Origin of the sequence: Arthrobacter sp. NPDC080073, assembly GCF_040686575.1 — a bacterium.
In the GTDB taxonomy this organism is placed as follows: Bacteria; Actinomycetota; Actinomycetes; order Actinomycetales; family Micrococcaceae; genus Arthrobacter.
In genome coordinates this window covers 28,311-54,061 of record NZ_JBFBKR010000014.1, presented here as the reverse complement: position 1 = coordinate 54,061, position 25,751 = coordinate 28,311, and the positions used below count along the sequence as shown (strand labels likewise).

General features: G+C 64.5%; 22 protein-coding genes and 1 tRNA gene. 10 read left to right on the top strand and 13 right to left on the bottom strand.

The window, feature by feature from the left end:
- Together fdhD and AB0O52_RS15970 are read left to right on the top strand one after the other, a co-directional pair.
- Positions 1–891 (top strand): formate dehydrogenase accessory sulfurtransferase FdhD, encoded by an 891-nt coding sequence (gene fdhD, locus AB0O52_RS15975; RefSeq protein WP_364539286.1) that lies wholly within the window; start codon positions 1–3, stop codon positions 889–891.
- Positions 892–1,036: 145 nt separating this feature from the next.
- Positions 1,037–4,063 carry a glycoside hydrolase family 38 C-terminal domain-containing protein gene (locus AB0O52_RS15970; RefSeq protein WP_364539284.1) on the top strand — a complete coding sequence of 1,009 codons (3,027 nt, stop codon included), beginning with the start codon at positions 1,037–1,039 and terminating at the stop codon, positions 4,061–4,063.
- Positions 4,064–4,089: 26 nt separating this feature from the next.
- Here AB0O52_RS15970 and AB0O52_RS15965 read toward each other — a convergent pair whose 3' ends face one another.
- From AB0O52_RS15965 to AB0O52_RS15945, 5 genes are all read right to left on the bottom strand, one after another.
- The gene (locus AB0O52_RS15965; RefSeq protein ID WP_364539281.1) at positions 4,090–4,917 is read right to left on the bottom strand and encodes an amino acid ABC transporter ATP-binding protein; all 828 of its coding nucleotides are present in this window, start codon (positions 4,915–4,917) and stop codon (positions 4,090–4,092) included.
- Positions 4,904–5,569, bottom strand: a complete 666-nt coding sequence (locus tag AB0O52_RS15960; RefSeq protein WP_364539278.1) for an amino acid ABC transporter permease — start codon at positions 5,567–5,569, stop codon at positions 4,904–4,906. The genes AB0O52_RS15965 and AB0O52_RS15960 overlap by 14 nt, the downstream gene beginning before the upstream one ends.
- A 15-nt stretch (positions 5,570–5,584) precedes the next feature.
- Positions 5,585–6,403 carry an amino acid ABC transporter substrate-binding protein gene (locus tag AB0O52_RS15955; RefSeq protein WP_364539275.1) on the bottom strand — a complete coding sequence of 273 codons (819 nt, stop codon included), beginning with the start codon at positions 6,401–6,403 and terminating at the stop codon, positions 5,585–5,587.
- Between the two features lie 246 nt (positions 6,404–6,649).
- Entirely contained in the window at positions 6,650–7,357 is a 708-nt protein-coding gene (locus tag AB0O52_RS15950; RefSeq protein WP_364539273.1) for a hypothetical protein, read from the bottom strand.
- The gene (locus AB0O52_RS15945) at positions 7,354–8,079 is read right to left on the bottom strand and encodes a hypothetical protein (protein ID WP_364539270.1); all 726 of its coding nucleotides are present in this window, start codon (positions 8,077–8,079) and stop codon (positions 7,354–7,356) included. The genes AB0O52_RS15950 and AB0O52_RS15945 overlap by 4 nt, the downstream gene beginning before the upstream one ends.
- A gap of 212 nt (positions 8,080–8,291) precedes the next feature.
- Between AB0O52_RS15945 and AB0O52_RS15940 the strand changes: the two genes are divergently transcribed.
- Both AB0O52_RS15940 and AB0O52_RS15935 read left to right on the top strand, forming a co-directional pair.
- Positions 8,292–9,962 (top strand): ABC-F family ATP-binding cassette domain-containing protein, encoded by a 1,671-nt coding sequence (locus tag AB0O52_RS15940; RefSeq protein ID WP_364539267.1) that lies wholly within the window; start codon positions 8,292–8,294, stop codon positions 9,960–9,962.
- Positions 9,959–11,872, top strand: coding sequence for an ABC transporter ATP-binding protein (locus tag AB0O52_RS15935; RefSeq protein ID WP_364539265.1), 1,914 nt, complete (start codon positions 9,959–9,961; stop codon positions 11,870–11,872). Before AB0O52_RS15940 ends, AB0O52_RS15935 begins: the two co-directional genes overlap by 4 nt.
- Positions 11,873–12,003: 131 nt before the next feature.
- On the opposite strand, the gene AB0O52_RS15930 is transcribed toward AB0O52_RS15935, so the two are convergent.
- From AB0O52_RS15930 to AB0O52_RS15905, 6 genes are all read right to left on the bottom strand, one after another.
- Complete coding sequence (locus AB0O52_RS15930; protein WP_364539262.1) at positions 12,004–12,936, bottom strand: diguanylate cyclase; 933 nt, start codon at positions 12,934–12,936, stop codon at positions 12,004–12,006.
- Entirely contained in the window at positions 12,933–16,247 is a 3,315-nt protein-coding gene (locus AB0O52_RS15925) for a response regulator (protein WP_364539260.1), read from the bottom strand. The genes AB0O52_RS15930 and AB0O52_RS15925 overlap by 4 nt, the downstream gene beginning before the upstream one ends.
- Positions 16,244–18,265, bottom strand: a complete 2,022-nt coding sequence (locus tag AB0O52_RS15920; protein WP_364539257.1) for a glycosyltransferase family 2 protein — start codon at positions 18,263–18,265, stop codon at positions 16,244–16,246. The genes AB0O52_RS15925 and AB0O52_RS15920 overlap by 4 nt, the downstream gene beginning before the upstream one ends.
- 149 nt (positions 18,266–18,414) lie before the next feature.
- Positions 18,415–18,831: an NUDIX domain-containing protein gene (locus AB0O52_RS15915; RefSeq protein WP_364539254.1), complete on the bottom strand. Its 417-nt coding sequence runs from the start codon at positions 18,829–18,831 to the stop codon at positions 18,415–18,417.
- A complete protein-coding gene (locus tag AB0O52_RS15910; protein WP_364539251.1) occupies positions 18,828–19,283 on the bottom strand; it encodes a DUF6314 family protein in 456 nt (151 codons plus the stop codon). The genes AB0O52_RS15915 and AB0O52_RS15910 overlap by 4 nt, the downstream gene beginning before the upstream one ends.
- Position 19,284: 1 nt before the next feature.
- A tRNA-Arg gene (locus AB0O52_RS15905) sits at positions 19,285–19,357 on the bottom strand.
- Here AB0O52_RS15905 and AB0O52_RS15900 point away from each other — a divergent pair.
- From AB0O52_RS15900 to AB0O52_RS15885, 4 genes are all read left to right on the top strand, one after another.
- Positions 19,331–19,501 carry a hypothetical protein gene (locus tag AB0O52_RS15900; RefSeq protein WP_364539249.1) on the top strand — a complete coding sequence of 57 codons (171 nt, stop codon included), beginning with the start codon at positions 19,331–19,333 and terminating at the stop codon, positions 19,499–19,501. The two genes, AB0O52_RS15905 and AB0O52_RS15900, sit on opposite strands and share 27 nt — an antisense overlap.
- Before the next feature lie 10 nt (positions 19,502–19,511).
- Positions 19,512–20,276, top strand: a complete 765-nt coding sequence (locus AB0O52_RS15895; protein ID WP_364539246.1) for a hypothetical protein — start codon at positions 19,512–19,514, stop codon at positions 20,274–20,276.
- Positions 20,277–20,553: 277 nt separating this feature from the next.
- Positions 20,554–21,000 carry a hypothetical protein gene (locus AB0O52_RS15890; RefSeq protein ID WP_364539243.1) on the top strand — a complete coding sequence of 149 codons (447 nt, stop codon included), beginning with the start codon at positions 20,554–20,556 and terminating at the stop codon, positions 20,998–21,000.
- The gene (locus AB0O52_RS15885; protein WP_364539241.1) at positions 20,990–22,510 is read left to right on the top strand and encodes an EAL domain-containing protein; all 1,521 of its coding nucleotides are present in this window, start codon (positions 20,990–20,992) and stop codon (positions 22,508–22,510) included. Before AB0O52_RS15890 ends, AB0O52_RS15885 begins: the two co-directional genes overlap by 11 nt.
- Before the next feature lie 76 nt (positions 22,511–22,586).
- Here AB0O52_RS15885 and AB0O52_RS15880 read toward each other — a convergent pair whose 3' ends face one another.
- Positions 22,587–22,883, bottom strand: coding sequence for a hypothetical protein (locus AB0O52_RS15880; RefSeq protein ID WP_364539238.1), 297 nt, complete (start codon positions 22,881–22,883; stop codon positions 22,587–22,589).
- A gap of 171 nt (positions 22,884–23,054) precedes the next feature.
- Between AB0O52_RS15880 and AB0O52_RS15875 the strand changes: the two genes are divergently transcribed.
- On the top strand, positions 23,055–24,089 hold the full coding sequence (locus tag AB0O52_RS15875; protein ID WP_364539236.1) for a hypothetical protein: 1,035 nt from the start codon (positions 23,055–23,057) through the stop codon (positions 24,087–24,089).
- Positions 24,090–24,136: 47 nt separating this feature from the next.
- Here the strand turns inward: AB0O52_RS15875 and AB0O52_RS15870 are convergent, their stop codons facing one another.
- Positions 24,137–24,763 carry a hypothetical protein gene (locus AB0O52_RS15870; RefSeq protein ID WP_364539234.1) on the bottom strand — a complete coding sequence of 209 codons (627 nt, stop codon included), beginning with the start codon at positions 24,761–24,763 and terminating at the stop codon, positions 24,137–24,139.
- Between the two features lie 33 nt (positions 24,764–24,796).
- On the opposite strand from AB0O52_RS15870, the gene AB0O52_RS15865 reads away from it, so the two are divergent.
- Positions 24,797–25,639 (top strand): inositol monophosphatase, encoded by an 843-nt coding sequence (locus AB0O52_RS15865; RefSeq protein WP_364539233.1) that lies wholly within the window; start codon positions 24,797–24,799, stop codon positions 25,637–25,639.
- The last annotated feature ends 112 nt before the right edge of the window (positions 25,640–25,751 follow it).

Sequence of the window (25,751 nt, the reverse complement as noted above, 5' to 3'; positions counted from 1 at the left end):
ATGGGACGGGTGACCCAGCGCCGCAAGGTGCACAAATTTGTCCTGGATGGCTCCGCCCAGGCGCTGGAGCACCCGGTCCGTTACCGCGAGGACTTCCTGGCCGTCGAGGAGCCGCTCGAGGTGCGCCTGGGGCACATGTCCTTCTCCGTGACCATGCGGACCCCTGGCGACGATTTCGACCTCGTCGCGGGCTTCCTGGTGTCGGAGGGCGTCATTTGGGACGCTGCCCAGCTCATTTCGCTGCGTTTCTGCGCCGGCGAGGACGAGAACGGCGTGCAGACCTTCAACGTCGTGGAAGCGCAGTTGCGTCCCGACGTCGTCCTCCCGGAGACCGGCCGCAACGTCTACACCTCCAGTTCGTGCGGGATCTGCGGCACCGACTCCATCGAGGCAGTGCGCAAATCCTCACACTTCAGCCCCGCCGGTGACCCCCTGAGCATTCCGGCCGAGGTTCTGGCGTCCCTGCCTGACCGTCTCCGGGAAGCACAGGCGGTCTTCGACAAGACCGGGGGAGTGCATGCCGCCGGCCTCTTCAGAATCCACGACGACGGCAGCGGCAGTACTGCCGAGCTTTTGTGCCTACGGGAAGACGTGGGCAGGCACAACGCCGTGGACAAGGTGGTGGGCTGGGCGCTGCGCGAAGGATTGCTGCCCCTGCGCGGCACCGTCCTGCAGGTCTCCGGAAGGGCATCCTTTGAGCTGGTCCAGAAGGCGGCGCTCGCAGGAATCCCGGTTTTGGCCGCCGTCAGCGCACCCTCCAGCCTCGCCGTGGAACTCGCGCAGGAGACGGGCCTGACCCTGGTGGGATTCAGCCGGGGGACCAGCCTGAACGTCTATGCGGGCAGTGACCGGGTGGCTGTTCCGGTGGGGACAAGGGACTTGCAGGGATAGCCGCCAACACTTGGCTATTGTCCAGGAACAACGTAGATTTTATCCATCGAATGGAATCGATTTCCTCCGGACAATGGCCTTGCGTAGGCTGCTCATCCGGGTAAGGGAGTATCTCTACCCAGCCCACCGCCAAAGGGGACTTTAATTGCACGACGACCGCCTGATCACTGAGAAGCGGCTCGAACGTTTTGTCCGGGAGCGGATAGCCCCTGCCATCTATGGCCGCGCACTGCCTCTTGAGCTGAGCAGCTGGGATGCCCCGGGAGAGCCCGTTCCGGTCTCGGAAGCACTCCGCCAGGTCTTCGAACCCCAGGAACACGGTGCCGCGTGGGGCAAGGCCTGGAGCACCAAGTGGCTTCGGCTTCGAGGCGAGGTACCGGAGGGTTGGGGAGCCGCCGATGGTACCGCAGTGGAGATCGTCGTCGATCTCGGGTTCAACAACGATGTCCCGGGATTCCAGTGCGAAGGCATCGCCTGGCGACCGGACGGCACCATCATCAAGGCCATCTCTCCACGCAACCAGTACGTGCCGCTGAAGCTGTTGGGTGGCGGCCTTTCGGTGGACTTCTACGTGGAGGCCGCCGCCAATCCCGATCTCAGCCAGGGGTGGAGCTTCGCGGCAACTCCCTTGGGGGACAAATCCACCTCCGGAGACGAGCCCCGCTACCGGCTCGGACGCATAGCCATAGCCGAGCTCAACGAGGTGGTCTGGGACCTTCACCAGGACATCTGGACCCTCAGCGGGCTGATGCACGAGCTGCCTTTCGAACTGCCCCGGCGGCACGAGATCCTCCGCGCCTTTGAGCGCATGCTTGATGTCATGGACCCGGACGACGTCGCGGGCACTGCAGCCGCCGGCAGGGAAGCCCTCGCCGAGGTCCTGAGCCGGCCCGCTTACGCCTCGGCCCACGAACTTCTGGCCACCGGCCACGCGCACATTGACTCGGCCTGGCTCTGGCCGGTCCGTGAAACGATCCGCAAGTGCGCTCGCACGTTCTCCAACGTTGTCGCCCTCATGGATGAGAATCCCGATTTCGTCTTCTCCTGTTCCTCCGCGCAGCAATTGGCGTGGATGAAGGAGTTCTATCCTGAGCTGTTCATCCGGATTCGGGAGAAGGTAAAGGCCGGGCAATTCGTGCCGGTCGGCGGAATGTGGGTGGAATCGGACACCAACATGCCCGGCGGCGAGGCCATGGCCCGCCAGTTCGTGGAGGGCAAGAGCTTCTTCCTGCAGGAGTTCGGCGTCGACTGCCAGGAAGCGTGGCTCCCTGACTCGTTCGGCTATTCCGGGGCCCTCCCGCAGATCGTCAAGTCCGCTGGTTCCCGGTGGTTCCTGACCCAGAAGATCTCCTGGAACCAGGTCAACAAGATGCCGCACCACACCTTCAATTGGGAGGGCATCGACGGCACGCGGCTTTTCACCCACTTCCCGCCCGTGGACACCTACAACTCCGAGCTCCACGGCCGCGAACTCGCCCATGCCCAGCGCAACTACCGGGAGCACGGCCGGGGCACTATTTCGCTCGTCCCCTTCGGTTACGGCGACGGCGGCGGCGGACCCACGCGCGAAATGGTTGCCGCAGCCCACCGGACGGCGGACCTGGAAGGCTCGCCGAAGGTGCGGATGGGAACCGCAGAAGAGTTCTTCAAGCGGGCAGAGGCCGAGTACCACAACCTCCCGGTCTGGGTCGGGGAGATGTACCTCGAGCTGCACAGGGGCACCTACACGAGCCAGGCCAACACCAAACAGGGGAACCGCCGCTCGGAGCACCTGCTGCGCGAGGCTGAGCTGTGGTGCTCGACGGCGGCAGTACGGACTTCCGGTTCGTTCACCTATCCTGCGGCGGACCTCAAGCGCTTGTGGCGGCTTGTGCTGTTGCAGCAGTTCCACGACATCCTGCCGGGCAGCGCCATCGCGTGGGTCCACCAGGATGCGGAGCGGAACTATGCCGCGATCGCCCGGGAGCTGGAAGGCATCATCGCGGATGCCGCTTCGGCACTCCTGGGCGAGGGAGACACGATCTTCCTGCTCAATGCGGCCCCCCATGAGCGCAGCGGGGTTCCCGCGCTCGCCGCTGCGGAAGCGGTCCACGAGGACAGTCCGGTCAACGTCACAGAACGCGCCGGCGGCTATGTTCTGGACAACGGCGTCATCCGCGCGGTGCTAGACGCCAACGGACTGCTGACCTCCCTCTCGGATTACGCAACCGGCCGCGAAGCCATTGCGCCCGGGATGTTCGGCAACCACCTTGAACTCCACCGGGACACGCCCAACGAATGGGATGCCTGGGACATCGACGAGTTTTACCGCCGGAACGTCGTCTCCGTAGTCGAGGCGCGATCGGTGACGCTGGAAAGCGCGGGCTGGGACGCCGTCGTCGTGGTGGAGCGGACTGTCGGCTCCTCCACCATTACGCAGCGCATTTCCCTCGAAGCGGGCGCGGAATCCCTCGGCATTTCCACCACGGTGGACTGGCAGGAGCACGAGAAGCTCCTGAAGATCGGTTTCCCGCTGGATGTCCGTGCCGACCGATCCGCCTCGGAGACCCAGTTCGGGCACGTATTCCGGGCGACGCACACCAACACGTCCTGGGAAGCTGCCAAGTTCGAATTCTGCGCCCACCGCTGGATCCACGTGGCAGAGCCGGGTTACGGCGTCGCCATCGCCAATGCGTCAAGCTATGGGCATGACGTCACCCGGACCATCCGCGACGACGGCCGAACCACCACCAACGTCCGGGTGTCATTGCTGCGGGCGCCAAAGTTCCCGGACCCCCGGGCCGACCTCGGTCTGCACGTCCTGGATCTGAGCATCCGGCCCGGCGCCAGCATCGGCGGCGCCGTGGAAGAGGGCTACCGGACCAACCTCAAACCGAGGCTGGTGGCGGGGGCGAACCCTGTGGAGCCGCTCTTCACGGTGTTCAACCAAGCCCTGGTCATCGAAGCCGTCAAGCTTGCCGAGGACGGCTCCGGAGATGTCATCGTGAGGCTTTACGAATCGCTGGGTGAACGCTCCACGGGCCTCATCACAGCCAACTTCGAATCACGGATGGTGCATTCAGTGGACCTCCTGGAGCGTCCCGTTGAGGCTCCCGGGGTGACTCCCGGAGCGGGTGCCGCCGAACTGACCCTGCGCCCGTTCCAGTTGGTGACCTTGCGTTTCAGCCGCTGAGTGCGTGCCTAGTTGGCGTGCCCACCTCAGACGTCGTGCTGCAATCGCTTGACGAATTGCTTGGTGCGTTCCTCCCGCGGATCCCGCAAGACCTCCGCGGCCGGCCCTCGTTCCACCACCACGCCGCCGTCCATGAAGATGACCTCATCGGCAACCTGGCGGGCGAAGGCAAGCTCGTGCGTCACGATCACCATGGTCCAGCCTTCGTCGGCAAGTTCCTTGATGACACCCAGCACTTCACCCACGAGTTCCGGGTCCAGGGCAGAAGTAGGCTCGTCGAAGAGCAGCAGTTGGGGTTTGAGGGCCAAGGCGCGCACGATTCCCACGCGTTGTTGCTGGCCGCCTGACAGTTCGAAAGGGTAGGCATCGCGTTTGTCCGCGAGGCCCACCCGGGCGAGGAGCCGCTCGGCCTCCGCCACTACTTCCGCCCGGGGGCGTCGCTGGACCTGCAGCGGACCCTCGATGATGTTCTTGAGCACCGTCATGTGCGGGAACAGGTTGTAGTGCTGGAACACCATGGCACTGCGGTCCCGGAGGGCGGCAATCTCGCGCTTGCCTACCGTCCCGGCGAAATCGAGTGTCAGCCCTGCGCCGGATCCGCGGACTGTACCGGGGTCGGCGTCCCCGAAGGTGACCGTGCCGGCGTCGGGCACTTCGAGGCCGTTGAGTGAGCGCAGGACCGTCGTCTTTCCCGATCCGGAGGGCCCGATCAAGGCGACCACCTGTCCGCGGCGGACATCGATGTCGATGCCGCGCAGCACCACGTTGCTGCCGAAGGCTTTGGCGAGGTCCCGGGCGGACAACACCAGCCCGGAGTTCCCTTGGGGGGCGTTGCTGGGCTCAGTGGGCGACATAACGGTCCAATCTACGCTCCAGGGCGGACTGGCCCGTGGAGAGGACGAGGCAAATGACCCAGTAGACCAAGGCGGATTCGAGGTACAGGATCATGAATTCCTGGCTGAATGCCGCGATCTGCTGTGCGTTGCGGAAAAGCTCCGTGACGAGGATGAGTGAAGCCAGCGAGGTGTCCTTCACAAGGGAAATGAAGGTGTTGGACAGCGGGGGCACCGAAACCCTGGCCGCTTGCGGGAGGATGATCCGCACGAGCGTTTGCGGCCGCGACATTCCGATGGTGTGCCCTGCCTCCCATTGGCCCTTGGGCACCGACAGGATCGCTGCACGGATGACCTCGGCCGCGTAGCCGCCCACATTGAGGGAAAACGCGATGATGGCGCTCGGCCACGGCTCCAGCTTCACGCCGATGCTCGGGAGGCCATAGAAGATCACGAACAGCTGCACCAGGAGGGGAGTCCCCCGGATCACTGAGACGTAAAAGCGCGCGACGGCCGAGAGCAGCCTGTTCGGGCTCAGGCGCAAGAGGGCAACCAGCAGCGCCAACGCCAGGCCGATGGCGAATGAGGCCAGGGTCAGGGGGATGGTTCCAGTGACGGCGCCGCCGATGATTGGCCCGAAGGAACTCCAGACGAGGTCCCAGTTGAAGGTCATCTGTTGGGCCGCCGGCTACTTGGTAACGTCTGCGCCGAAGTACTTCTGGGAGATCTTGGCGAGGGTGCCGTCGGCTCGAAGGTCCGTGAGGGCTTTGTCCACTGCGGCCTTCAGCTCGGTGGATCCCTTGCGGAAGACCATGGCGCTTTGCGTCTTGTCCGTGGTCTCCGCGGCGATCTTCAAGCCGGAGTCCGGGGTGCTCTTGGCGTAGTCGAGGTAGGTCAATTTGTCGTTGACGGTTGCGTCGACGCGGCCTTGGCGGACCAAGGTGGCAGCTTGCGCCCAGCCTTCGACGGACTGGACGTTGGCGCCTGCGTCAACTGCCATCTTGTAGAAGTTGCTGGTCAATGACTGTGCGGTGGTCTTGCCTTTGAGATCGGCGAAACTGTTGATCGAGTTGTTGTCCGACTTGGTCACGACGACGCCGTTGGAAATCGTGTACGGGGCCGAGAAGTCATACTTGGCCGTTCGCTCGGGGTTGATGGAGATCTGGTTGGCGATAGTGTCGAAGCGCTTGGAATCAAGGCCCGCGAAGATGCCATCGAACTGGGTTTCCTGGAAGGTTGCCTTTACTCCGAGCTTGCCGGCCACGGCCTGGGCGATTTCGACGTCGAAGCCCGTGATGGGGCCGGCCCCGTTCTCGTGGAAGCTGAACGGCCTGTACGTGCCTTCGGTGGCGATGACGATCTCGCCCTTGGACTTGATGGCGGACAGCGAGGTGTCTCCGCCCGACGTCGACGACGGTGAGGAACCGCCGCCGCAAGCGGACAGTGCCAGCGCGACGGCGGCAAGTGTTGCGGACAGGGCGATGCGGCGAGTGGGCAGGCTCTTCATGAAAGCCATCTTAGTCACGGGACCGTACCCGGTTGCTGCCGGCCTACGCGGAAGGACGCTTAAAAAGGCTGAGTGGGGGCGGTCCCCAACAGCCCGCCACCACTCATCCCCCCAAAAGTGCTCCCGCACGCGCCACGAACCTCCGAAACCCGTTCATTGATTCAAAGGTCAGGCTGCATCGCCTTCACACATTCATAATTATGGCACGATATAATGGATTTATGAAAGAGGTTACGCGGTATGTTTTTACGTTACCGTGCGGGAAGTCCGGCTGGCAACGATTTTGGACAGCCAGATGCCTCCCAAGCCAAGCGCAGTCGCCAAAGCGGCGGAGTAGTTGATGAGCGGCCGCAGCCACGTATTCGATAGCGGGATGAGCGGAAAACTCTGCGACACGATCAGCAAACCGAGCCCCAGCAGCAATGTCGCGGAGGCGGCCCGGAGCAACGCGGGGCCCGAGCCTCGAACGGACCGCCACATGCCCGGGACAAGGCATACGGCAACGTAGCCCGGGTAGAACCTGCCCAGGGCCGCATAAGTATCAAGGGCTGGCCCCGGGTCCAGGTCGCTCAGGCCGACAGTGGAGCCCGAAGTGTCCATCGAGAAGAAAAAGAAAGCCGTGAGGACCGCGGTCGCTCCCAAAACCGCCAGGCCGATCGGCCCCCGGATGGCACGTTCCCCGCCAGGTGAAGCAAAGGCCCTCGCCACCTTGATGCCCATGAGAAGGAATGTTCCGTAGAGCATGAACCGAAGCAGCAGGTTGCAAAGGTTGAAGCTGCCCAGCCACGAGTCGATGACCAAGTAAGGACCCTCGATGCTGAGCAGGATGTCCAGGGTGATGAGCGCGAACAGGACGAACATCATCCGGTTCTCGCCCCGGACGGCGCTGGGAATGCGAATGGCCGTCAAAATGAGGCAAATGGAGAGCGTGGCCCACGCCAGCACGGTGGTCATCCCAGGTTCTCCCAGATTCTGTTGCTGTGGTCGAGCTCGTGCTCATGGCGGCGCAGGGCCTTGCCGAGGGCCTGCAGCCGCTCTCCGGCCAACAGGGCCAGTTCACCTTCTGTCATCCTGTCCAGTGCCTCCCGCCGCGCCCCGGGGGCCCATCCCGCCTCGGCTTCGGTGACGAGGCCGCTGGCCACGAGGCCTCCGGCCGGTCCGACGCCGGCCGCCCGGGACGTCGCCAAGGCCAGTTCCGGGGGCAAACGGTTGGCTGTCAGGTGCGCGGAGAAGTTCTGGGGTGCGATCCCCGTCGCAGCGCTCACCCGGTGGCGCAGCTCGCCGTCGTCGATCGCGTCCACCCAGTTCCTGACCGAACTCGGGTGCGGGGTCTCCGCCAGGACCAAGGGCGGGACGTCGTCCCGGGGGTCCGAGCGCTCGACGACTGCGCGCAGCAGATCCATGGTGGAGACCTGGCTGACGAGTTCCGCGTCAGTGGGGGGAACCGGGGTCCCGCGAAGCGCCGCATAGGCCTCGAATTGGCCCAATGCATCGAAGGGGTTCATGTCGAAGGCCCGGCTGATGCTCACGAGTGAACTCTCGGCCACCTTGCCGCGCACCAATTGCTGGGCCAGCGTGGTGCGCTTCACTCCCGAAAAGCGGCAGACATCGGCCGTGCTGGTGTTCGGGGCGATCCCGTGCAGCCAGCGTTGGAACGCCTTGGAAGGGAGGGACATGACCACTTTCTGATAGAAGGTTTGTCGCGCGGCAGGTTTCCGGAGGACGGTTCCTGCGAAGTTGATTTTACGATGCGGGCACATTGAATTATGCTTGATTCTCGAACCCGCTGGTCCGCACACCCCCCAAGTACGGACCAGCGGGTTCTTCCATGCCCCGGTCTTTTCGCCGGCCTTTCCGCTCAAGAGCGGAGCAGTGAGAGGATAGACCAATGACTGCAACGCTTGTCGCCAAAGAGCTTTCCGGCGGCCACGGTCACCGCACCTTGTTCTCGAAGCTCTCCCTCACCGTCGCGCCAGGGGATGTCGTGGGTGTCGTCGGCGCCAACGGCGCCGGGAAATCCACCCTGCTGCGCATCCTCGCAGGAGCTGACCGCCCCCAAGAGGGCACGGTCAGCCTCGCTCCCAGCGACGCCTTTGTGGGCTGGCTGCCCCAGGAACACGAACGCACCCCCGGCGAAACCGTAGCCGCCTACATTGCCCGCCGCACGGGTTGCGCCCAGGCCACGGCCGAGATGGAGGCAGGCGCGGAGGGGCTCGCAGCCGGGACCGCCGATGCCGACGACGCGTATTCCTTGGCTTTTGACCGCTGGATGGCATCGGGTGCCGCGGACCTGGAGGACCGGATCCCCGCGGTGTTGGCCGAACTTGGCCTGGAATCCGGTCCGGATGCGCTCATGACGGGCTTGTCCGGGGGACAGGCCGCGCGCGTTGCCTTGGCGGCGCTCCTGCTGAGCCGATTCGACGTCGTGCTCCTCGACGAACCCACCAATGACCTGGATCTCGACGGACTCGCCCGCCTTGAATCATTCGTCCAGGGCCTTCGCGGCGGCGCCGTGTTGGTCTCGCATGACCGCGAGTTCCTGGCACGCTGCATTACCAAGGTGCTGGAACTGGACCTGGCACAGAACAGTGTGGCGGTCTACGACGGCGGCTACGATTCCTTCCTTGAAGAGCGGGCCGTGGCAAAGCGGCACGCCCGCGAACGCTACGAGGAATTCGCCAACACCAAGGCGGATCTCGTGTCCCGGGCCCGGACGCAGCGCGAATGGAGCTCGCAGGGCGTCCGCAACGCCATGAAGAAGAGCCCGGACAACGACAAAATCCGCAGGGCAGCGAGCGTTGAGTCCTCGGAAAAGCAGGCCCAGAAAGTCCGTCAGATGGAGTCCCGCATCGCCCGGCTTGACGAAGTGGAGGAACCGCGCAAGGAATGGCAGCTGCAGTTCAGCATCGGCCAGGCGCCGCGGTCCAGTGCCGTCGTCGCAACCTTGCGGGACGTCGTCGCGCACCAAGGCGACTTCACCCTGGGACCCGTGAACCTCCAACTCAACGGCGGCGAACGGATTGGCATCACCGGACCCAACGGCGCAGGAAAGTCCACCCTCCTGCGGCTGCTGCTCGGGCTTCAACAGCCGGACGCCGGAGACGCCTCCATGGGTGCATCCGTGGCGATCGGCGAGATCGACCAAGCCCGCGGACTGCTGGCGGGGGACCTCACCCTGGCAGACGCCGTCGAATCCGTCCTGGTCGAATGGAACTCCGCGGATGTCCGCACCCTGCTGGCCAAATTCGGCCTCAAGGCGGACCACACCTCCCGGACCGTGGGTTCCTTGTCCCCGGGCGAACGCACCCGCGCGGCGCTCGCGTTGCTGCAGGCCCGCGGCGTCAACCTCCTGGTCCTCGACGAACCCACCAACCACCTGGACCTGCCGGCGATCGAGCAGCTTGAGGAAGCCCTCGACAGCTACGACGGCGCGCTCCTGCTGGTCACGCACGACCGCCGCTTGCTCGAAAATGTTCGGCTCGATTCCCGCTGGCACCTCGACAACGGCACCGTGACCGAACTGCACCACACCACCGGATTAGGAAACAAAAAGCCATGAGCATGGATGGCGTCGCCTGGCGTTCGCTCTACAACATCACCCGGGCCAAGAGCGGCTCGCAGCCGTTCTCCAAGGAAACCATCAAGCGCGTGCTGGCGTTCGCCAGGCCCCATCGCAACAAGCTGATCGCTTTCGTGCTCGCCTCGATCGTGGGAGCCTTCCTTGCCGTCGCCACTCCGGTGCTGGCAGGCCGGGTGGTCGACGCGATCATCGCCCGCACAAGCGCGGACGTCGTGATCGGCCTCGCGGGGCTTATCGCGGCGGTGGCTGTCGCCGACGCCGGGCTCGGCCTGCTCACGCGCTGGTTGTCCTCGGTGATCGGCGAAGGCGTGATCGTGGACCTGCGGACGCGGGTTTTCGACCATGTGCAGCGCATGCCCATAGCGTTCTTTACGCGGACCCGCACAGGCGCCCTCGTCAGCCGGCTCAACAACGATGTCATCGGCGCCCAGTCGGCGTTCGCGGGCACGCTCTCCGGAGTTGTCAGCAACGTGGTGTCCTTGGCCTTGACCCTCATCGTCATGCTCCACACCTCCTGGCTGGTCACCGTGCTCGCCATGGTCTTGTTGCCGATCTTCCTCATTCCCGCCCGGCGGATGGGCTCCAAGCTGGCAGATCTCCGGCGGGAAGCCGCCGAGCACAACGCCGCGATGGGAACGCAAATGACCGAGCGTTTCTCGGCGCCCGGCGCGACGCTCGTGAAACTGTTCGGCCGCCCGAACGAGGAATCCGCCGAGTTCGCCCTGCGGGCCGGCCGGGTGCGTGACATCGGCGTCCGCACGGCGATGCTGCAGTTCACCTTCATCACGGCGCTGACCCTGGTTTCGGCCCTTGCCCTTGCGCTGGTCTACGGCCTGGGCGGTTGGCTCGCGCTTGGCGGCCAGCTCGCAGCGGGCGACGTCGTGGTGCTGGCCCTGCTCCTCACCCGCCTTTACGCGCCGCTCACCGCGCTCTCCAGCGCGCGGGTGGAAGTGATGAGCGCCCTGGTCAGCTTCGAGCGGGTCTTCGAGATCCTGGACCTTGAGCCGCTCATCCAGGAAAAGCCGGGCGCTACTGCCGTGCCTCCGGGACCCGTTGCGGTGGAGTTCGACGACGTCCGCTTCGCCTACCCTTCCGCTGACAAGGTGTCCCTCGCGTCGCTGGAGGACGTGGCCACGCTCGATACCCGCGGCGGCGAGGAAGTCCTGCATGGAATCAGTTTCCGGGTAGAGCCCGGGCAGACCGTGGCGTTGGTTGGTTCCTCAGGTGCCGGCAAGTCCACCGTGGCACAACTGTTGGCCCGCTTGTACGACGTCGATTCCGGCGCCGTCCGCTTGGGCGGCTTTGGGCCGGGGACCGGGATGGACGTTCGGGACGCTACGTTCGATTCCCTCCGGGAAACTTTGGGAATGGTCACGCAGGACGGCCACCTGTTCCACGAAAGCATTGCCTCCAACCTCCGGCTTGCCCGGCCGGGCGCGAGCGACGAGGAAATGTGGGACGTACTGCGGCGGGCCAGGCTCGAAGACATGGTTCGGTCCCTGCCCGACGGCCTGGAGACCGTGGTGGGTGAGCGCGGCTACCGGCTCTCGGGCGGCGAGCGTCAACGGCTCACCATAGCCCGGCTCCTCATCAAGCAGCCGAGGGTCGTCATCCTCGACGAAGCCACCGCAGCACTGGACTCCACGAACGAAGCCGCAGTGCAGGCAGCCTTGGGCGAAGCGCTCGAGGGGCGCACCGCCGTCGTGATTGCCCACCGCCTGTCCACTATCCGGGCCGCTGACGCGATCCTGGTGGTCGAGGACGGGTACATCGTGGAGCGCGGAACCCACGCCGAGCTCCTCGCCGCGGACGGCCGCTACGCGGAGCTGTACAACACGCAGTTCGCAGAAGCGACGGCTGTGGCCCAGGAAGCTGTTCCGGAGCTGTAGGACCCGGGGGCGACGGTGTCACGTTGAGCAACTTTTTGGCGCCCGGCGCCGGAGTCAGCCCCGGAAACCCGGGGTTTCGGGAGCCGGTCACGGCCAAAAACCTGCACCACGTGACGGTGGAAGCGGGGGACTCAGCTCCGGGTGTGTTGACGAACTTCCGGCGCGACTTCCACGCGGTTCCGGCCGGCGGACTTGGCGGTGTACAACGCCATGTCGGCCTCTTTGAGGAGCCGTTCGCTGCTGACCCGGTGGTCGGGCACAAAGGCCGAGAGACCGGCGCTCAAGGTCAGGGTGCCCGAGGGATTGCCTGAATGCGCAATGCCCAGGTCCCGCACGGCCTCGAGAGCGCGTGCGAGCCTTGTTTCTGCGCCGGATACCGTCTGGCCCGGCAGCAGGAAGAGGAACTCCTCCCCGCCGAAGCGGTAGATTCCGTCGCTTTCGCGCCCTTCGCCGGCAAGCGAGGCCGCAACCGACTGCAAGGCGAGGTCACCGGCTTGGTGGCCGTAAAGATCGTTGTATCTCTTGAAATTGTCCACGTCGCAGATCGCCAGGCTGTAGTCCGTTCCGTAGCGGGTGCTTGTCTGGTGCAGCTGTTCCAGGTCCTCGGAGAGCTTCAGCCGGTTATGGAGCTTCGTCAGGGGATCGGTGCGGGCTTGCTCCGCGAGCGCGGCACGGTAGCGTGCAAGATCCGTGTGCAGCGAAGTCACCCGTTGCGCCACCAACAGCCGGGTATGCAACGCGAACGGGTCAAGGGGCTTGGCCACGTAGTCGTCAGCACCGGCCTGCATGCCCGCGACGACGTCCTCACGTGAATCCTTCGATGTGACAAGGACAAGATACGTGTAGGAGTCCTCTTCCGCGGAGCGGATGGCGCGGCAGAGTTCCAGCCCGTTGAGCCCGGGCATCATCAGGTCGGTCACCACCACTTGCGGCCGGTGTTGCCTGTACATCTCCCAGGCGGAGCTGCCGTCCGCGGCCACGATGCATTCGTGGCCGGATTGCTCCACTGCCGCCTTCGCCACGAGACGCGAACCGAAGTCGTCGTCCGCCACCAGGACCTTCACGAGGCCACCGACAGGGCTTGGTCCAACGCTTTCTCGACGAGGTCAAGTTCGACTTCAAGGGCCACCAGGAGTGCGGGATCGACAGGCTTGCCGCTTGATGAGCTGCGTTCCAATTCTTCGCACATCCGGGCGGCACGGGCGGCTCCGATGTTGGCCGCGGCGCCCTTCAATTTGTGGGCGACTTGCCTGAAAGCGTCTACGCTTCCGTTGTCCAAAGCCCGTCGGAGTGCGTGCAGGCTCGGTTGGATGTCTTGCCTGAAGGCTTGGGCCGCGGCAGGCAGCAACCCCAGCCCGTCTGCCGGGCCGAGGTCACGCAGCGTGTCAAGCCTCGCCGGGTCGAGTGCGGGTCCGGCACTTTGCGTCGGTGTTCCGGGTATCCATCGCGAGAGGACCTGGTCCAATTTTTCCACGTCCACCGGTTTGGTCAGGTAATCGTCCATGCCGGCCGCAAGGCAGCGCTCACGGTCCTCATCCAGGGCGCCTGCGGTCATGGCAATGACGGGGAGCCTTCTGCGGCCATCGTTCCGGGCACGGATGGCCTTGGTGGCCTCGAAGCCGTCCATGACGGGCATGTGGCAGTCCATCAGGACCGCGGCATACTCTGTGGCCGCGGTCGCGGCGACTGCTTCGCTGCCGTCAGCTACGACGTCGGCCTCGTAGCCGAGCTTCGCAACCATGCTGCGGGCCACGAGCTGGTTGACCTCGTTGTCCTCGACGACCAAAATCAGGCCCCGCGAAGGTTGGCTGGTGGTCACCGGGGTTGCGGGAGAAACCGCGGGAGCCGCGATCGGACGTTTCGCGACGAGACGCATGAGGCGGTCGTAGAACTCGGAGCTGCGCACGGGCTTCGTCAACCACTCCTGGACCCCGGCGGCCACGAGTCCGGCTTTGTCCACATTCATGGTGGACGTCAGCATGATGATCCGCGTGGATGCGAGCGCGACGTCGGTGCTCAGTTTGTGGGCCAGCTCCAAGCCGTTCATGCCGGGCATGCACATGTCCAGCACCGCAATGTCGAAGGGACGTCCTGCGGCGGATTCTTCGCGGCAACGGTCCAAGCCCTGTTGGGCGTCGCCGACAGCCTCCGGATTCATCCGCCAGCCCGCCAATTGCGCCTGCAGCACCAGCCGGTTGGTCGAGTTGTCGTCCACCACGAGGACCCGGAGTCCTGTCAGTTGCTCGGGCGAGATCGACGGCGGAGCTGCGGCAGGCCCGCTCACTGCCAAGGGCAGGGTGGCCCAGAAAGTGCTGCCGTTGCCCGGAGAGCTGTCCACCCCGATCTCGCCGCCCATCACCTCGGTAAGCCGCCGCGAGATCGCCAGTCCAAGGCCGGTCCCGCCGTACCGCCGGGTGGTTGAGGCGTCGGCCTGCGAGAACGACTCGAAGAGCCTCAGATGGTCGGCCGCCTCGATCCCGATCCCGGTGTCACGGACTTCGAAGCGTACCCGCACGTCCGTGGATTCTTGTTCCATGAGCTTCACGCTAATGACGACTTCCCCTGCGGGAGTGAACTTCACGGCGTTTGAGGCCAGATTGAGCAGGATCTGCCGGATGCGGCCGGCGTCGCCCACCAGCATCGCAGGAACTTCAGGTCGGCAGTACGCGATCAGCTCCAGGCCTTTGGCCTGTGCAGTCTCGGCGAGGAGGATTGCGAGTTCCTCCACCAGCGTGCGCGGATTGAAGGGCGCGGGGTCCAGATCGACCTTGCCGGCTTCGAGTTTCGAGAAGTCCAGAATGTCATTGATAAGGCTCAGCAGGGCTTCGCCTGCGCCCTTGACGCCCTCGGCATATTGGCGCTGGGTCTCTTCCAAGGGGGTGTCCAGCAACAACCCGGTCAGCCCGATCACGCCGTTCATCGGTGTGCGGATCTCATGGCTCATGGTGGCGAGGAACTCCGACTTCAATCGGCTGGCTTCCTCGGCGGCTTCCCGGGCGGTCACCAACTCGGCCTGGGCCGCCCTGCGTTCCGTGATGTCCTGGGCGATCGTGGCTACTCCGCGGATGCCGCCCTTTCCGCGGATCGGGGACATTGTGAGCGAGACCGGAACAATGGAGCCGTCGATGCGGACCCGTTCTGTTTCGTAGCTGTGGGTTTCCCCGCCGGCCCTGATGGCTGCCAGGAGTTCTTTTTCCTCGTCCCGAAGCTCGTCGGGAATGATGAAGGAAACATTCCTGCCGATTGCCTCCGCGGCGCTGTATCCGTAGATCCGTTCAGCTCCGGGATTCCAACTGGTGATGACACCGTCCAGGGTCTTGCCCACAATGGCATCCGCCGAAGAGTTGACGATCGCGCCCAAGCCTTCGAGTTCCGCCGCGCGCTCGGCAACTTTGGATTCGAGATCCCGGGTGAGGTTGATGTTCTCCAGGATCATGAGGATCTGGCGTGTGACGGCCAGGGCCAACACGGTAAGTCCTACGGCCTGGAGGAAGGGGTCGCTCGGACGCCCGACGCGTATAGGTGCCACCATGACGGCACCGAAAACGGGGACGTAGGGGAGGAGCTCCAACGCCAGGGTGTAGAGGCGCCGGTCCGTCCGGGGACGCGGGGCGTAGGGGACCAGAGGGGCGAGGGCGATCAGGAGGAAGGCCGCGATCCAGCCAGCCGCCAGGGGAGTCCCGGTGAGCCCCGTGATGTTATCGGAAGTCAGCTTCACATAGGTACTGTCGGTGATCGCCAGGATGAGGAGCCCGCCACCCAGACAGACCCACCTGAGTCGTTCTCCCGGTGCCCTCCGCAACGTGAGCATGAGGACGATGGAGACCATCACGATATCGGCAACGGGATAGGCCAGGCCGGTGAGATGGGCGAGGGTTTCCTGGCCTTCTGCCCTGTACATGGAACCGAGGACGGTGGCCCAGCTCATGAACAGGACGGCGGACGCGATCACTGCCGAATCGAGGAGTGCACGCACGAAGGCAACCCGGGAAACCCGGGGACGCGGAAACAGGTAGAGGGCAATCGCGGCCGGGATCGAATAGCCGACGAAAGCGGCGTCGGCCAGGGAGGGGTAGGGATAGTCATGGTCGAGCGTCAACCCAAAGAAGGTCCAGATCGCTTGGCCGATGCTCCAGAGCAAGGTGGCAAAGGCCATGACCCGCCACGCACGGGAGCTTTCGTCTTTGCGCCGTGCTGCCCGGGCACAACTGACTGTGGCGAGCAGTGCGGCTGACAGGATGGCGAGGTCCCCGGCTGACTGCGCCGCGGACGTCCCCTGGTTTGCCCCGAGGATCATCGCCAGGACGGCCACCGCCGCAGCGGTGACGACAATTGTCCAGGCCAGGGTGGGCTTGCGCAGGCTGTGGGCGCTCATGCCGACTCCCGGGTTGCGACGGCAGGGACGCCAGGGGGAAACCCGGGCAGGACATCATCGGGAGTATGGAACAGCCAGAGTGCGAGTCCTCGATATGCGCTCCAGTCGCCGTCGCGAACCCGCAGGGACGCCGTGCGGCCTTCCCTCGACGTGGACCAGACCCGAACGATGTCCAGGGCAACCGGCGCGGCCCCAGGCAGCCCGAGGTGAACCCGACCGGTCTCGGGCAGCGCGTCGGCCTCCATTTGGACTGCGGCGCCTCCCATGGAGATGTCGAGCAATTCTCCTGCCACGCCCTCGATCGTGACAGGAACCTTGACTGTGACCCTGTGGGCGCTCCTGCGTGATGTGGCGAACTCGGCGGCTCTGATCCGGAGCGTTCCCAGCACCAGGACCACCCCGGCCAGAATCAGCCAGACGCCGGCGGCAATCGTGGAACCCGGACTTGTCCGCCAAGGCACCCAGCCGAAGACTCCGGCGGTCGCATAGAGAATAATCGCGGCCACGATGACGATCAGCACAATGAGGATCCGCGGGGCCCGTCCGCGGAGTCGAAGTTCCGCGGCGCCTTTCGGTGTGACTTGAAACTCCAGGGACTTCCGGGAAACAAGCCACCAAAGGCAAGCCATCCCGACGGGAACCCGGAAAATCCGCAGGGCGAACGCGGTCGGCCAGTGGATCTGGTGGCGCATGAGTCTCTTGGCGCCCCACAAACGGACCCAGAACATGGCGGCGAAGGCGAGGGTGAATTCGACCGGCCCGGCGGTGGAGGTCTGGGCGCCGGAGACCATGACGGCCATGGGAATGATGAAGGCAATCAAAGTGGCAATGCCCTCCAGCCACCATAAGGTTCCGTTGATGTACTCGTGGAAGTTTCGCCAGGTCATCCAGCTCTTGGCAGCCCAGAGCCGCTCGTACGTCAGGATCTGCATCGCGCCCATGCCCCAGCGCCGGCGCTGCAGCAGGTACTGATCCGCGGTCGCCGGGGCCAGGCCCACAGCCAGGGTCTGGTGGTGGTAGACGGTCTTCCATCCGCGCCGGATGAGCTTGAGGGTCGTGTGCATGTCCTCGGTGATCGTCTCGGTGGCCACCCCGCCTACCTCGCGGAGCGCCTTCACGCGCAGCAGCGAGGTTGAGCCGCACCAGAACGGCCCTGCGCCGGGAACGTTGCGCGAAGGCATCAGGACGTTGAAGAACAAGCCCTGTTCGCCTGAGATGCCGTCGTCGTCGAAGGCTCCGGAGTTGTAGAACGCTTGCGGGCCCTGGATGAGGGCAATCTTTTCGTCGGCGAACCATCCCAGCGTGGCTGTCAGGAACGTCGGCAGCGGTACGTGGTCGCAGTCCAGCACGGCAATGATGTCTATTGCGTCCTTGCCGGCGGCTTCCTCTGCGGCCATGAGCTCCAATGCGTGGTTCATGTTGCCCGCCTTGGCGTGGTCATGCTCGGTGCGGGTGACGACCCTTGCACCGAAGGATGCGCACATCTGGGCAACCCATGGGCGGCTTCCGTCATCCAGCACCCATGTTTCGTGGCTCGGCTGAAGGGCGCAGGCCGCGGCGATGGTGGGGGCAAGGACCTCAACGGGTTCGTTGTACGTGGGGATCAACACGGCGACCCTCATGCCATTGGGTGCTTCGGCAACCGGCTCCGGCGCATAACAGTCGATGTTCCACAGCGTGATGGACTTCAGGACCAGCCCCGTCAGAGGAAGGGCCTCGAACGTCACCAGCGTCCACGCAATGACAAGATCCCCGCCGCCAAGCGGCATGGTAAATGCGATCCGCCACGTCAGGTAGAGCAACAACGCTGCGATCGCAGCTATCCCGCCGGTCCTGGCCATTCTGCGGGAACGCGGAGCCTCGGGCGCGGGAGAACCCAATTGCGCCGCCCAGCCGGCCAATCCCGCCGTCGAGAAGGCCCTGACCTCCGCAGGAGTGTCACGGAACTGCGGCTGTACTCCGCGGACTTCCGCGCCGACGTCTCCCCAGGCGTGTCGGCGCTGTTCAAGAGATTGCATGCGATCCCCCAGCTGGATCTGACAATGCAGCCTGTATCAAGTTAAAACAAACTGTGCGATCACTATAGCCAGTTCTCGACCGATTTTCATGGGAAAACAGGGAGTTCAGGCGGTGTTTACCAACCGCTTTGTTTCGGTTAGGGGAGGCCCTACTTTTTCGCGAGCAGGGGCAGGACATGGTCCGTCAGGAGCGGAGCCAAATCGTCCGGAAACTCAGCCGAGAGATCCAACCAGCGGATCTCTGCGATCTCGGCCGAAGGATGCGCTTCCCACGTGCCCGGTGCGGTGAAGACGGTAGCCTCGATGTCCGTGGCGGCCTCGTTGGCGGCGACGGCGAGCCAGCTCCCCAAGGGCTCCAGATCGGCCGCGTCGACGTTGATTCCGACTTCCTCGGCCAGCTCGCGGGATGCCGTCTCTGCCGCGGTTTCACCTGGTTCGGGCTTGCCGCCGGGGTGCATGAACTTGTCCGTGCCACGCTTGCGCACGGTCAGCAGCCGTCCGGCGTCGTCGTACACGCAGACCGCGCTGACGACTATCAGGTCCTTGGCCGGGTTGTCTCGGGTCATTGCTCTCTCCTGAGCCGGGATTCGAGCAGCAAATCCTTGGCGGGTCCGTGGACGTCCCAGGCGTAGCTGAACGCATCCTGTCCGCCCCAGAGGTAATTGACTTTGTAGTCATCGGGATCGCACCAGTGGCTGTCCTCGTTGGCGTGATCGGAGAAGCTCATGCGGTGGAACGGTTTCCCGTCAGGGAAGAAGACATCCATGGCAGCAGGAGAGTCCGAGGGGCGCAGGAGGTATTCGCGGAAGGCAGGGCCCGTGTGCGTGGGCCAGGTCATGGTGCCGTCCTCGCGAAGGAGGAGTCCGCCGTCGGGAGTTCCTGAATAGCGCACGACGCCGGTGAACGTACCGCGGGTGCCGCCCGCCCGGTCCCACAGGGACCGTTCCACGGTCCAGCTGCCCAGCAGGTAGGCCCGCAGGTCTTGCGTCGGAGACGATTCGCGCAGCTGGTCTTTCAAGTGCCCTCGATTGGAATCGAACCAACGACACCGGCTTTAGGAGAGCCGTGCTCTATCCACTGAGCTACGAGGGCCTGTGCGCGTGCTGGAAGCTCCTGGGAGCCGCCGGCCGGGCACGCATACAAGCATACAAGCTGCCGGGGCAGCCCTCGAACACCGACGCAGCAACACAGGCATGGCGACGGATGCGGCACGGCACGTGGGTGTGCTGGCGCTAGGCTGGCCCGCATGAGAGAGCAGATGACGGCGCCGGCCGCCTTCGGCGACCACCTCCCGGACCTGGGCACCATCCGCTCGAACATCGGCGGCTGGGCCCAGCTGAGCGTGGTGCAGTATTTCGTGGCCGAATCGGCGGTGATCGAAGCCTGGCGCGGTCCCGAGCCCTACGATCGCCGGATCGGTTTCATCAGCGATCTGGGCGCGCTTAGGTGCGGGATCTACGAGCACCGCTACGTCTGTTCGCCCTTGCATCTGCTCATGAATGCCTCTTTTGTGGTGCAGGGCCTCGGCATGCTTTTCGGGGCGCTGCTGCTCAGTTCGGCGCTCCTCTGCATAGCTGCCCGTCCTGGCGTGCGCATCCTGCATGGCCCCGCCTACCGCAAAGCGTGGCCCACCGCCGTCGCGGTCCGGGTCCTGGCAGGTATCTCCGGGCTGGGAACTGTGGTTGTTGGTTTTGTGCCGGAAGACCTAGGTTCTCCCTTCCACCTTGCGGGCGCCCTCATGTTCTTCATCGGTGGAGCATTCGCGCTGTTGCTCCTCGGGCTTCTCTGGCTGCCTCACACGTCCATGAGCTGGTTCATCATGGCGTGCGGAACGTTGACGCTGGGCGCCCTCGTGGCCGGTGGCCTGACAAGGATGGAAGTCCCCGAGCCTGGAACCTTGGAACGCCTGATGGCCTATCCGGTCACGATCGGATTTTCCGCCGCCGGGCTAGTGGTGGCGCAAAGGGTCCGGGAAGTACGGCGAACGGCGGCGCGGCTTGCAAAACGCTGAGTTTTCGCGGGTAGCTTCATGTCAGCGGGCGGGCAATCTTTGCACTATCATGAGTGCACTCACCGGAATGGCGCCGGGCTGAGGGTTCCACGCAGTCTTGGCGCAGACTAGATTGATCGACACGGCAGAACATAGGACCCATGACTCATCAGTTTGTTCTGCGTCGTCCGGGACACGCAGGCGATATATTCCCGATAAGGGCAGCTTCCGAGCTCTCGGGTGGCGCCCTTATGAACCCCCACGGGCCGATCGTCCGACGGCGGCAGGCCACGCCGCGATGAGCGCCCAGACCCTGCCCGCCTGGGATTCCCGGCTTCCGGATGATGCCTTGGAGGCTTCATCCGAAGACGTGCCGGCCCTTGCCGATCAGATCACCGTCGACTTGGCGGAGGATGGGATTGTCGAAGTCACCCTGCCGCCGAACACCGTAGTCCGCTCGCCGGAAGCCCGTGAGGCCGCAGCGGCCGTTCGCATGTTTGCGGACGGACGAAGGCTTCCGCTCCTGCTCAGGGTGACCGGAGTACTGTCCGTCACCGATGACGCGCGCCTGACGTACTCGAATTCCGTGGTCGTTTCAGCCTGTGCCCTCGTGGGGGAGAGCCCTGTGGACCGGGTGATCGCGCATTTTCTCCTGCGCGCGAAGCCGGGCTCCCTTCCGGGGCAGTTCTTCACGTCCGAGGCGGAAGCCCGTAACTGGTTGAGAGAGCACCACCGTGAATCGTGAGCCCCAGGACCCTCGGCTCCTTGCCCTTGTCGAAGGGGTGGTCCGGATCGCGGACGGCGACCTCAGCACGAGGATCCCGGTCTCCGGCCCGCGGGACGAAGTGGCCGCTGTCATTACCGGGATCAACCTCATGGCAGACGATCTCCAAGCCATCTACCAGGAGCTCGAGGAACGGGTCGAAAGCCGAACTGCCATGCTGCGTGAGGCCCAGATCGAACTCGAACGGATGGCGCTCACTGATCCGCTGACCCAGTTGGCCAACCGCACGGCGCTCGAAAGGGCGCTGAACCATGAACTCGTCGAATCCGAACGGGGCGAGCTCCCACCCGCATTGCTCGTGTTGGACTTGAACTCATTCAAGGGGATCAACGACACGTTGGGGCACGGCGCAGGGGACACGGTCTTGAAGGTCACTGCCAGGCGCCTGCTCGCCTCGGTCCGCGACACTGACATGGTGGCCAGGCTCGGCGGGGACGAATTTGCCGTCATGCTGCCCAAATCCAATGCGGCTCACGCGCGGGGCGTTGCCAAGCGGATCCTCCGGGCCGTCGGTGAGAGCATCGACATCGGCGAAGTCCGGATCATCTGTGGAACCAGCATCGGGCTCCGGGTTGCCGAGCCAGGACAGTCCGTGGACGACCTCGTGATGGAAGCCGATACGGCAATGTATGCGGCCAAGGCCGAGCCGGGGAGCAGCGTCAGGGTTTTCGAGCCGGCCCTGTTGTACGCGCGCCGACTCCAAGGACTCATGATCTCCGAGCTGCGTGAAGCCATCCGGACAGATCAGCTGGTCCTCCACTTCCAGCCTGTTGTCGAGTTGGCTTCGGGCCGGATTGAAGGCGCTGAAGCGCTGGTGCGGTGGAACCACCCTGACCGGGGATTGTTGATGCCGGATGCATTCATCCCCCTGGCTGAGGAAACCGGAATCATCATCGATCTCGGCTATTGGGTTCTTCGGCGGGCGATGCAGCAATTGCGCGAGTGGCAGGACGGCCCGGGCGTGGACGAAGACTTCAGCATGCGCGTCAATATTTCGACAACCGAACTGCAAAGCCTGGAATTGATCGAGCATGTGCGCGAAGTGCTCGCCGAAACCGGAGTAGAGGCTTCCAAACTGGTCATCGAGCTGACGGAGTCAATGGCGGTGAACGGCAGCGACATCGACAAATACTCTCTGACCGGCCTCCGGCGCCTGGGTATCCGCTTGGAAATCGACGATTTCGGCACCGGCTATTCGTCCATCAGCTATCTGCGCAACCTTCCCGTCAACGTGGTCAAGATCGACCGCTCGCTCATCCAAGGCCTGGGCGCGGACGACAAGGAGCGGGACTTTGTGGCGGCTGTTCTCCAGCTCATTCATGCATGTGGAATGCAGGCCGTTGCCGAGGGAATCGAAACAGCGGAGCAGGCGGCTGAGCTTGCCCGACTGGGCTGCGCCAGTGGCCAGGGGTATTACTTTGGCCGGCCCATGGCAGCGGAAAAATTCGCGGAACTGCTGCGCACCACCTGAGCATGCCTCCCCTGGTAAGGGAAAGGCAGGCAACGGAAAGGCACCGGACCTCAGGTCCGGTGCCTTTCAGGTGTAGCTAGTTGGAGGGTGTGGAGTTGGTGGTGGCGTTGGGCCACCAGCCGATGGCCTGAGGTGAACCCTGGGTGGTGGCGTTGGGCCACCAGCCGATGGCCTCAGGTGAACCCTGGGTGGTGGCGTTGGGCCACCAGCCAATGGCCTGGGCCGAATCCTGAGCAAAGTTCGGCCACCAGCCAATGGCTATGGACGAATCCTGCGAGGGGCTCTGGCTGCTGGCAGACACTGCTGCCGAGCCGGTAATTCCTGCGAGCAAGATTGCTGCTGCCGCGAGGAGGGCGGCGAGAGTTCTTTTCATGCGAAAGCTCCTGGTGGTGTGTGACTGATGCGACTGGAGTGAACGAAGTGAAGCATGCTCATTATAAGAGTAACGACACGCCGTGTCATCAATCCTTTGTCAACATCTCCGAAAATCGTGCTATTCGTCCGCCCGCACCTTTGACGTGGTTCCCGGAGACATAATGGAGCCATGGGAGAAAAGAAGGTTGCGCCGTCATACGCTGCCGTGGAGCTTGAGGCGAGGGGGCACCGCGCCAGCCATGAGTTCACCAAGGCCGCCGACGGCGCACGTTCTGCCGCCGATATTGCCCGCGACGAGGGTGATTCCACGGGGTGGTGGAACATGACTTTCCTTCAGGCCGAGAACCTTCTCGACGCCGGGGATTTCGCTGAGTGCACTGCCCTGGCGAGATCCCTTTCCGAGGCTTCGTTGGCTGCAGCCTCACCCCAGCACAGGGCCCGGGCACTCATCCTGATGGCGAACTCCCTGCGGAGTGAGGGACTCTTGGAGATGGCAACGGAGGCTGCGGCGTCGGCAGTCGGCTTGGTTGACGACGACGCAGACATGGAAATCGACGTCCATGCACGGCAGGCATTGATCGCGGCGTTCGGCGAATCCGGAAAACTTGAGGAGGCATGGGAGGAATGCCTGTCCCTCTCGGAAAGAATCTCCGATGAAATGGATGACCAGTTGGCCGGCAAGGCGTACTGGGTCATCGGCAATGTGGCCTTCCTTTGCGACAAGATCGATGAGGGCCTCCGCTACCATGAGCTTGCCGCGGAAACCTTCTCCCCTTCGCGGAACCTTGATGTCTGGGCCAAATTCAACAAGGCATCGGCAGCGATGAGGCTGGCCGCGGAAGTGGCAGATGCCGCAACCCTGCGGTGCATCGAACGTGCCGAACTTGCCACGGATGTCGTCGGGGGCAGCGAAGAGGAAATTCTCCTGCTTCGCCTCAACCGCGCGCATTGGAACTATCTGGCAGGAGACGCCCGGGCGGCACTTGAGCTGCTGGAGGAAATCAGCCGCAGCGCCGGCCAGTTGCCTTCGCAGATCGCGGGCGAAATATTTCTTTTGATGGCGCGCGCCCAAGCCGATACCGGGAGCCCGGAGGCGGCGAAGGAAAGCCTGGTCGAGGCGGCGGACCGCTTCGACAAAGCCGGCGCCCACCAGCGGGCCCTCCAAGCCCGGGAGATGCTCGCGCCGGGGGCCGATACTGAATAGGGCGCGGGGGCGCTGGCCTCGTTAGGCGCTCTAGTTGTGCGATCTAGTTAGGCGCTCTTCTTGGAACGCCGCCCCAGGAACACAGCCGCGCCGCCAGCCACAAGGCTCAGCAGGAACAGCACCCAGCCCACAACGGTGAGCGTGGAAGCCAAAGCCACCTGGCCGGCGTCGGGCGTTGCGGATCCCAGCGCAGCGTCAACCGCCACGTTGCTCCACAAACGGACCACCGCGAACAGCAGGGGAGCAGCCCACAAGGCCCAGCGCAGTGCCTTTCCGGCCACATTGGTGCCGATCAGCAGAAGCCAGGTGAAGCCGAAGATCAGCGGAAACAAGGTTCCCGCGGTTTTGTGGATGTAGCTGAGCTGTCCGCGGGCGTCGTCCGTCATGGCGCCATGCAATTGATGGACGTAGTCGGTGGAGAACCCGCCGATGAGGGAATCGGGCATGGCCATGCCGCCGGACAACTGGGTCATCTGGTTCAGCGTCAGCAGGTGCACGTACCAGAACAGGAAAAGGCTGGCCACCACCCCGGCAATCACTATGAGGCGGCCGTTGTTCTGCGCCTTCTCAGGGGACCGCTGGGTGGTGGGATTGATCACCGACGGCAAGTGGTGCTGGGGGACGGAGGCATTGGCGCCATGCTTCTTGATGCGTTGGGCTGGGGTCTTGGCCATGTCATTCATTATCCCGCCACATAAGCTGGACCTATGACCACTGGCAGGCACTCCGCCACAGAACTTGATCCTTCGCTCGACGACTACGAACTCGCTGCGGCCCTGGTCCGCGAAGCCGGGCAGCTTGCCCTGCTGATGCGGATGGGCGGCTTGCAGGGAGAACGGAAGACCTCGGTTTCGGACGTGGTGACCGCCGCGGACCATGCGGCTGAAGCCTACGTCCTCGAGCAACTGCGCCGTTGCCGCCCGGACGACGGAATCGTGGGTGAAGAAGGAAGCTCGGTGGCAGGAAGCAGTGGCCGTACCTGGGTGATCGACCCCGTGGACGGTACCTACAATTTCCTGCATGGCTCCACGTATTGGTGCTCTGCGATCGCCTTGAAGCACGAGGGCACGGCATCACCCGGGGCCGCTTCGGATGCCGACGTCGTGCTCGGGGCCATCTATCAGCCGGAGCTGGACAAGCTCTGGACCGGAGGCGAAGGCCGCCCCGCGACACTCAACGACGAACGGATCCCGGGACCGTCGGGGGCAGCCCTCGGCCAACTCGGTGCCGCGACCTACATCCACCCCACCTGGCTTGCCGATCCCCGCGCTGCCATGCCCTGGCACGCGGCGGCGGTGTCCGCAGCGTCCCTGCGCATGTTCGGTTCCGGCTCCTGCGATCTCGGCCGGGTCGCCGACGGCGAACTGGGCTGCTGGTTCCAGCACAGCTGCCCGGAGTGGGACTGGCTCCCCGGCAAAGCGATCGTCCGCGCGGCCGGCGGGGACACCGACGTCGTACGCGTCAACGGCCTGGACTGGTTCCTTGCGGGAGGCCCGACGGCGGTCCGCGAGTTGCGCGCGGCACTCACCTCGGTGCCGCAGTTCGCCTGAGCATGCGCTGTCCTCGGTGCTAGGGGTGGACATAGTGCTCGGGTTCCGCTGAGCATGCGCTCTTCTTGGTGCTAAGGGTGGACATAGTGCTCGGGTTCCGGTGAGCATGCGC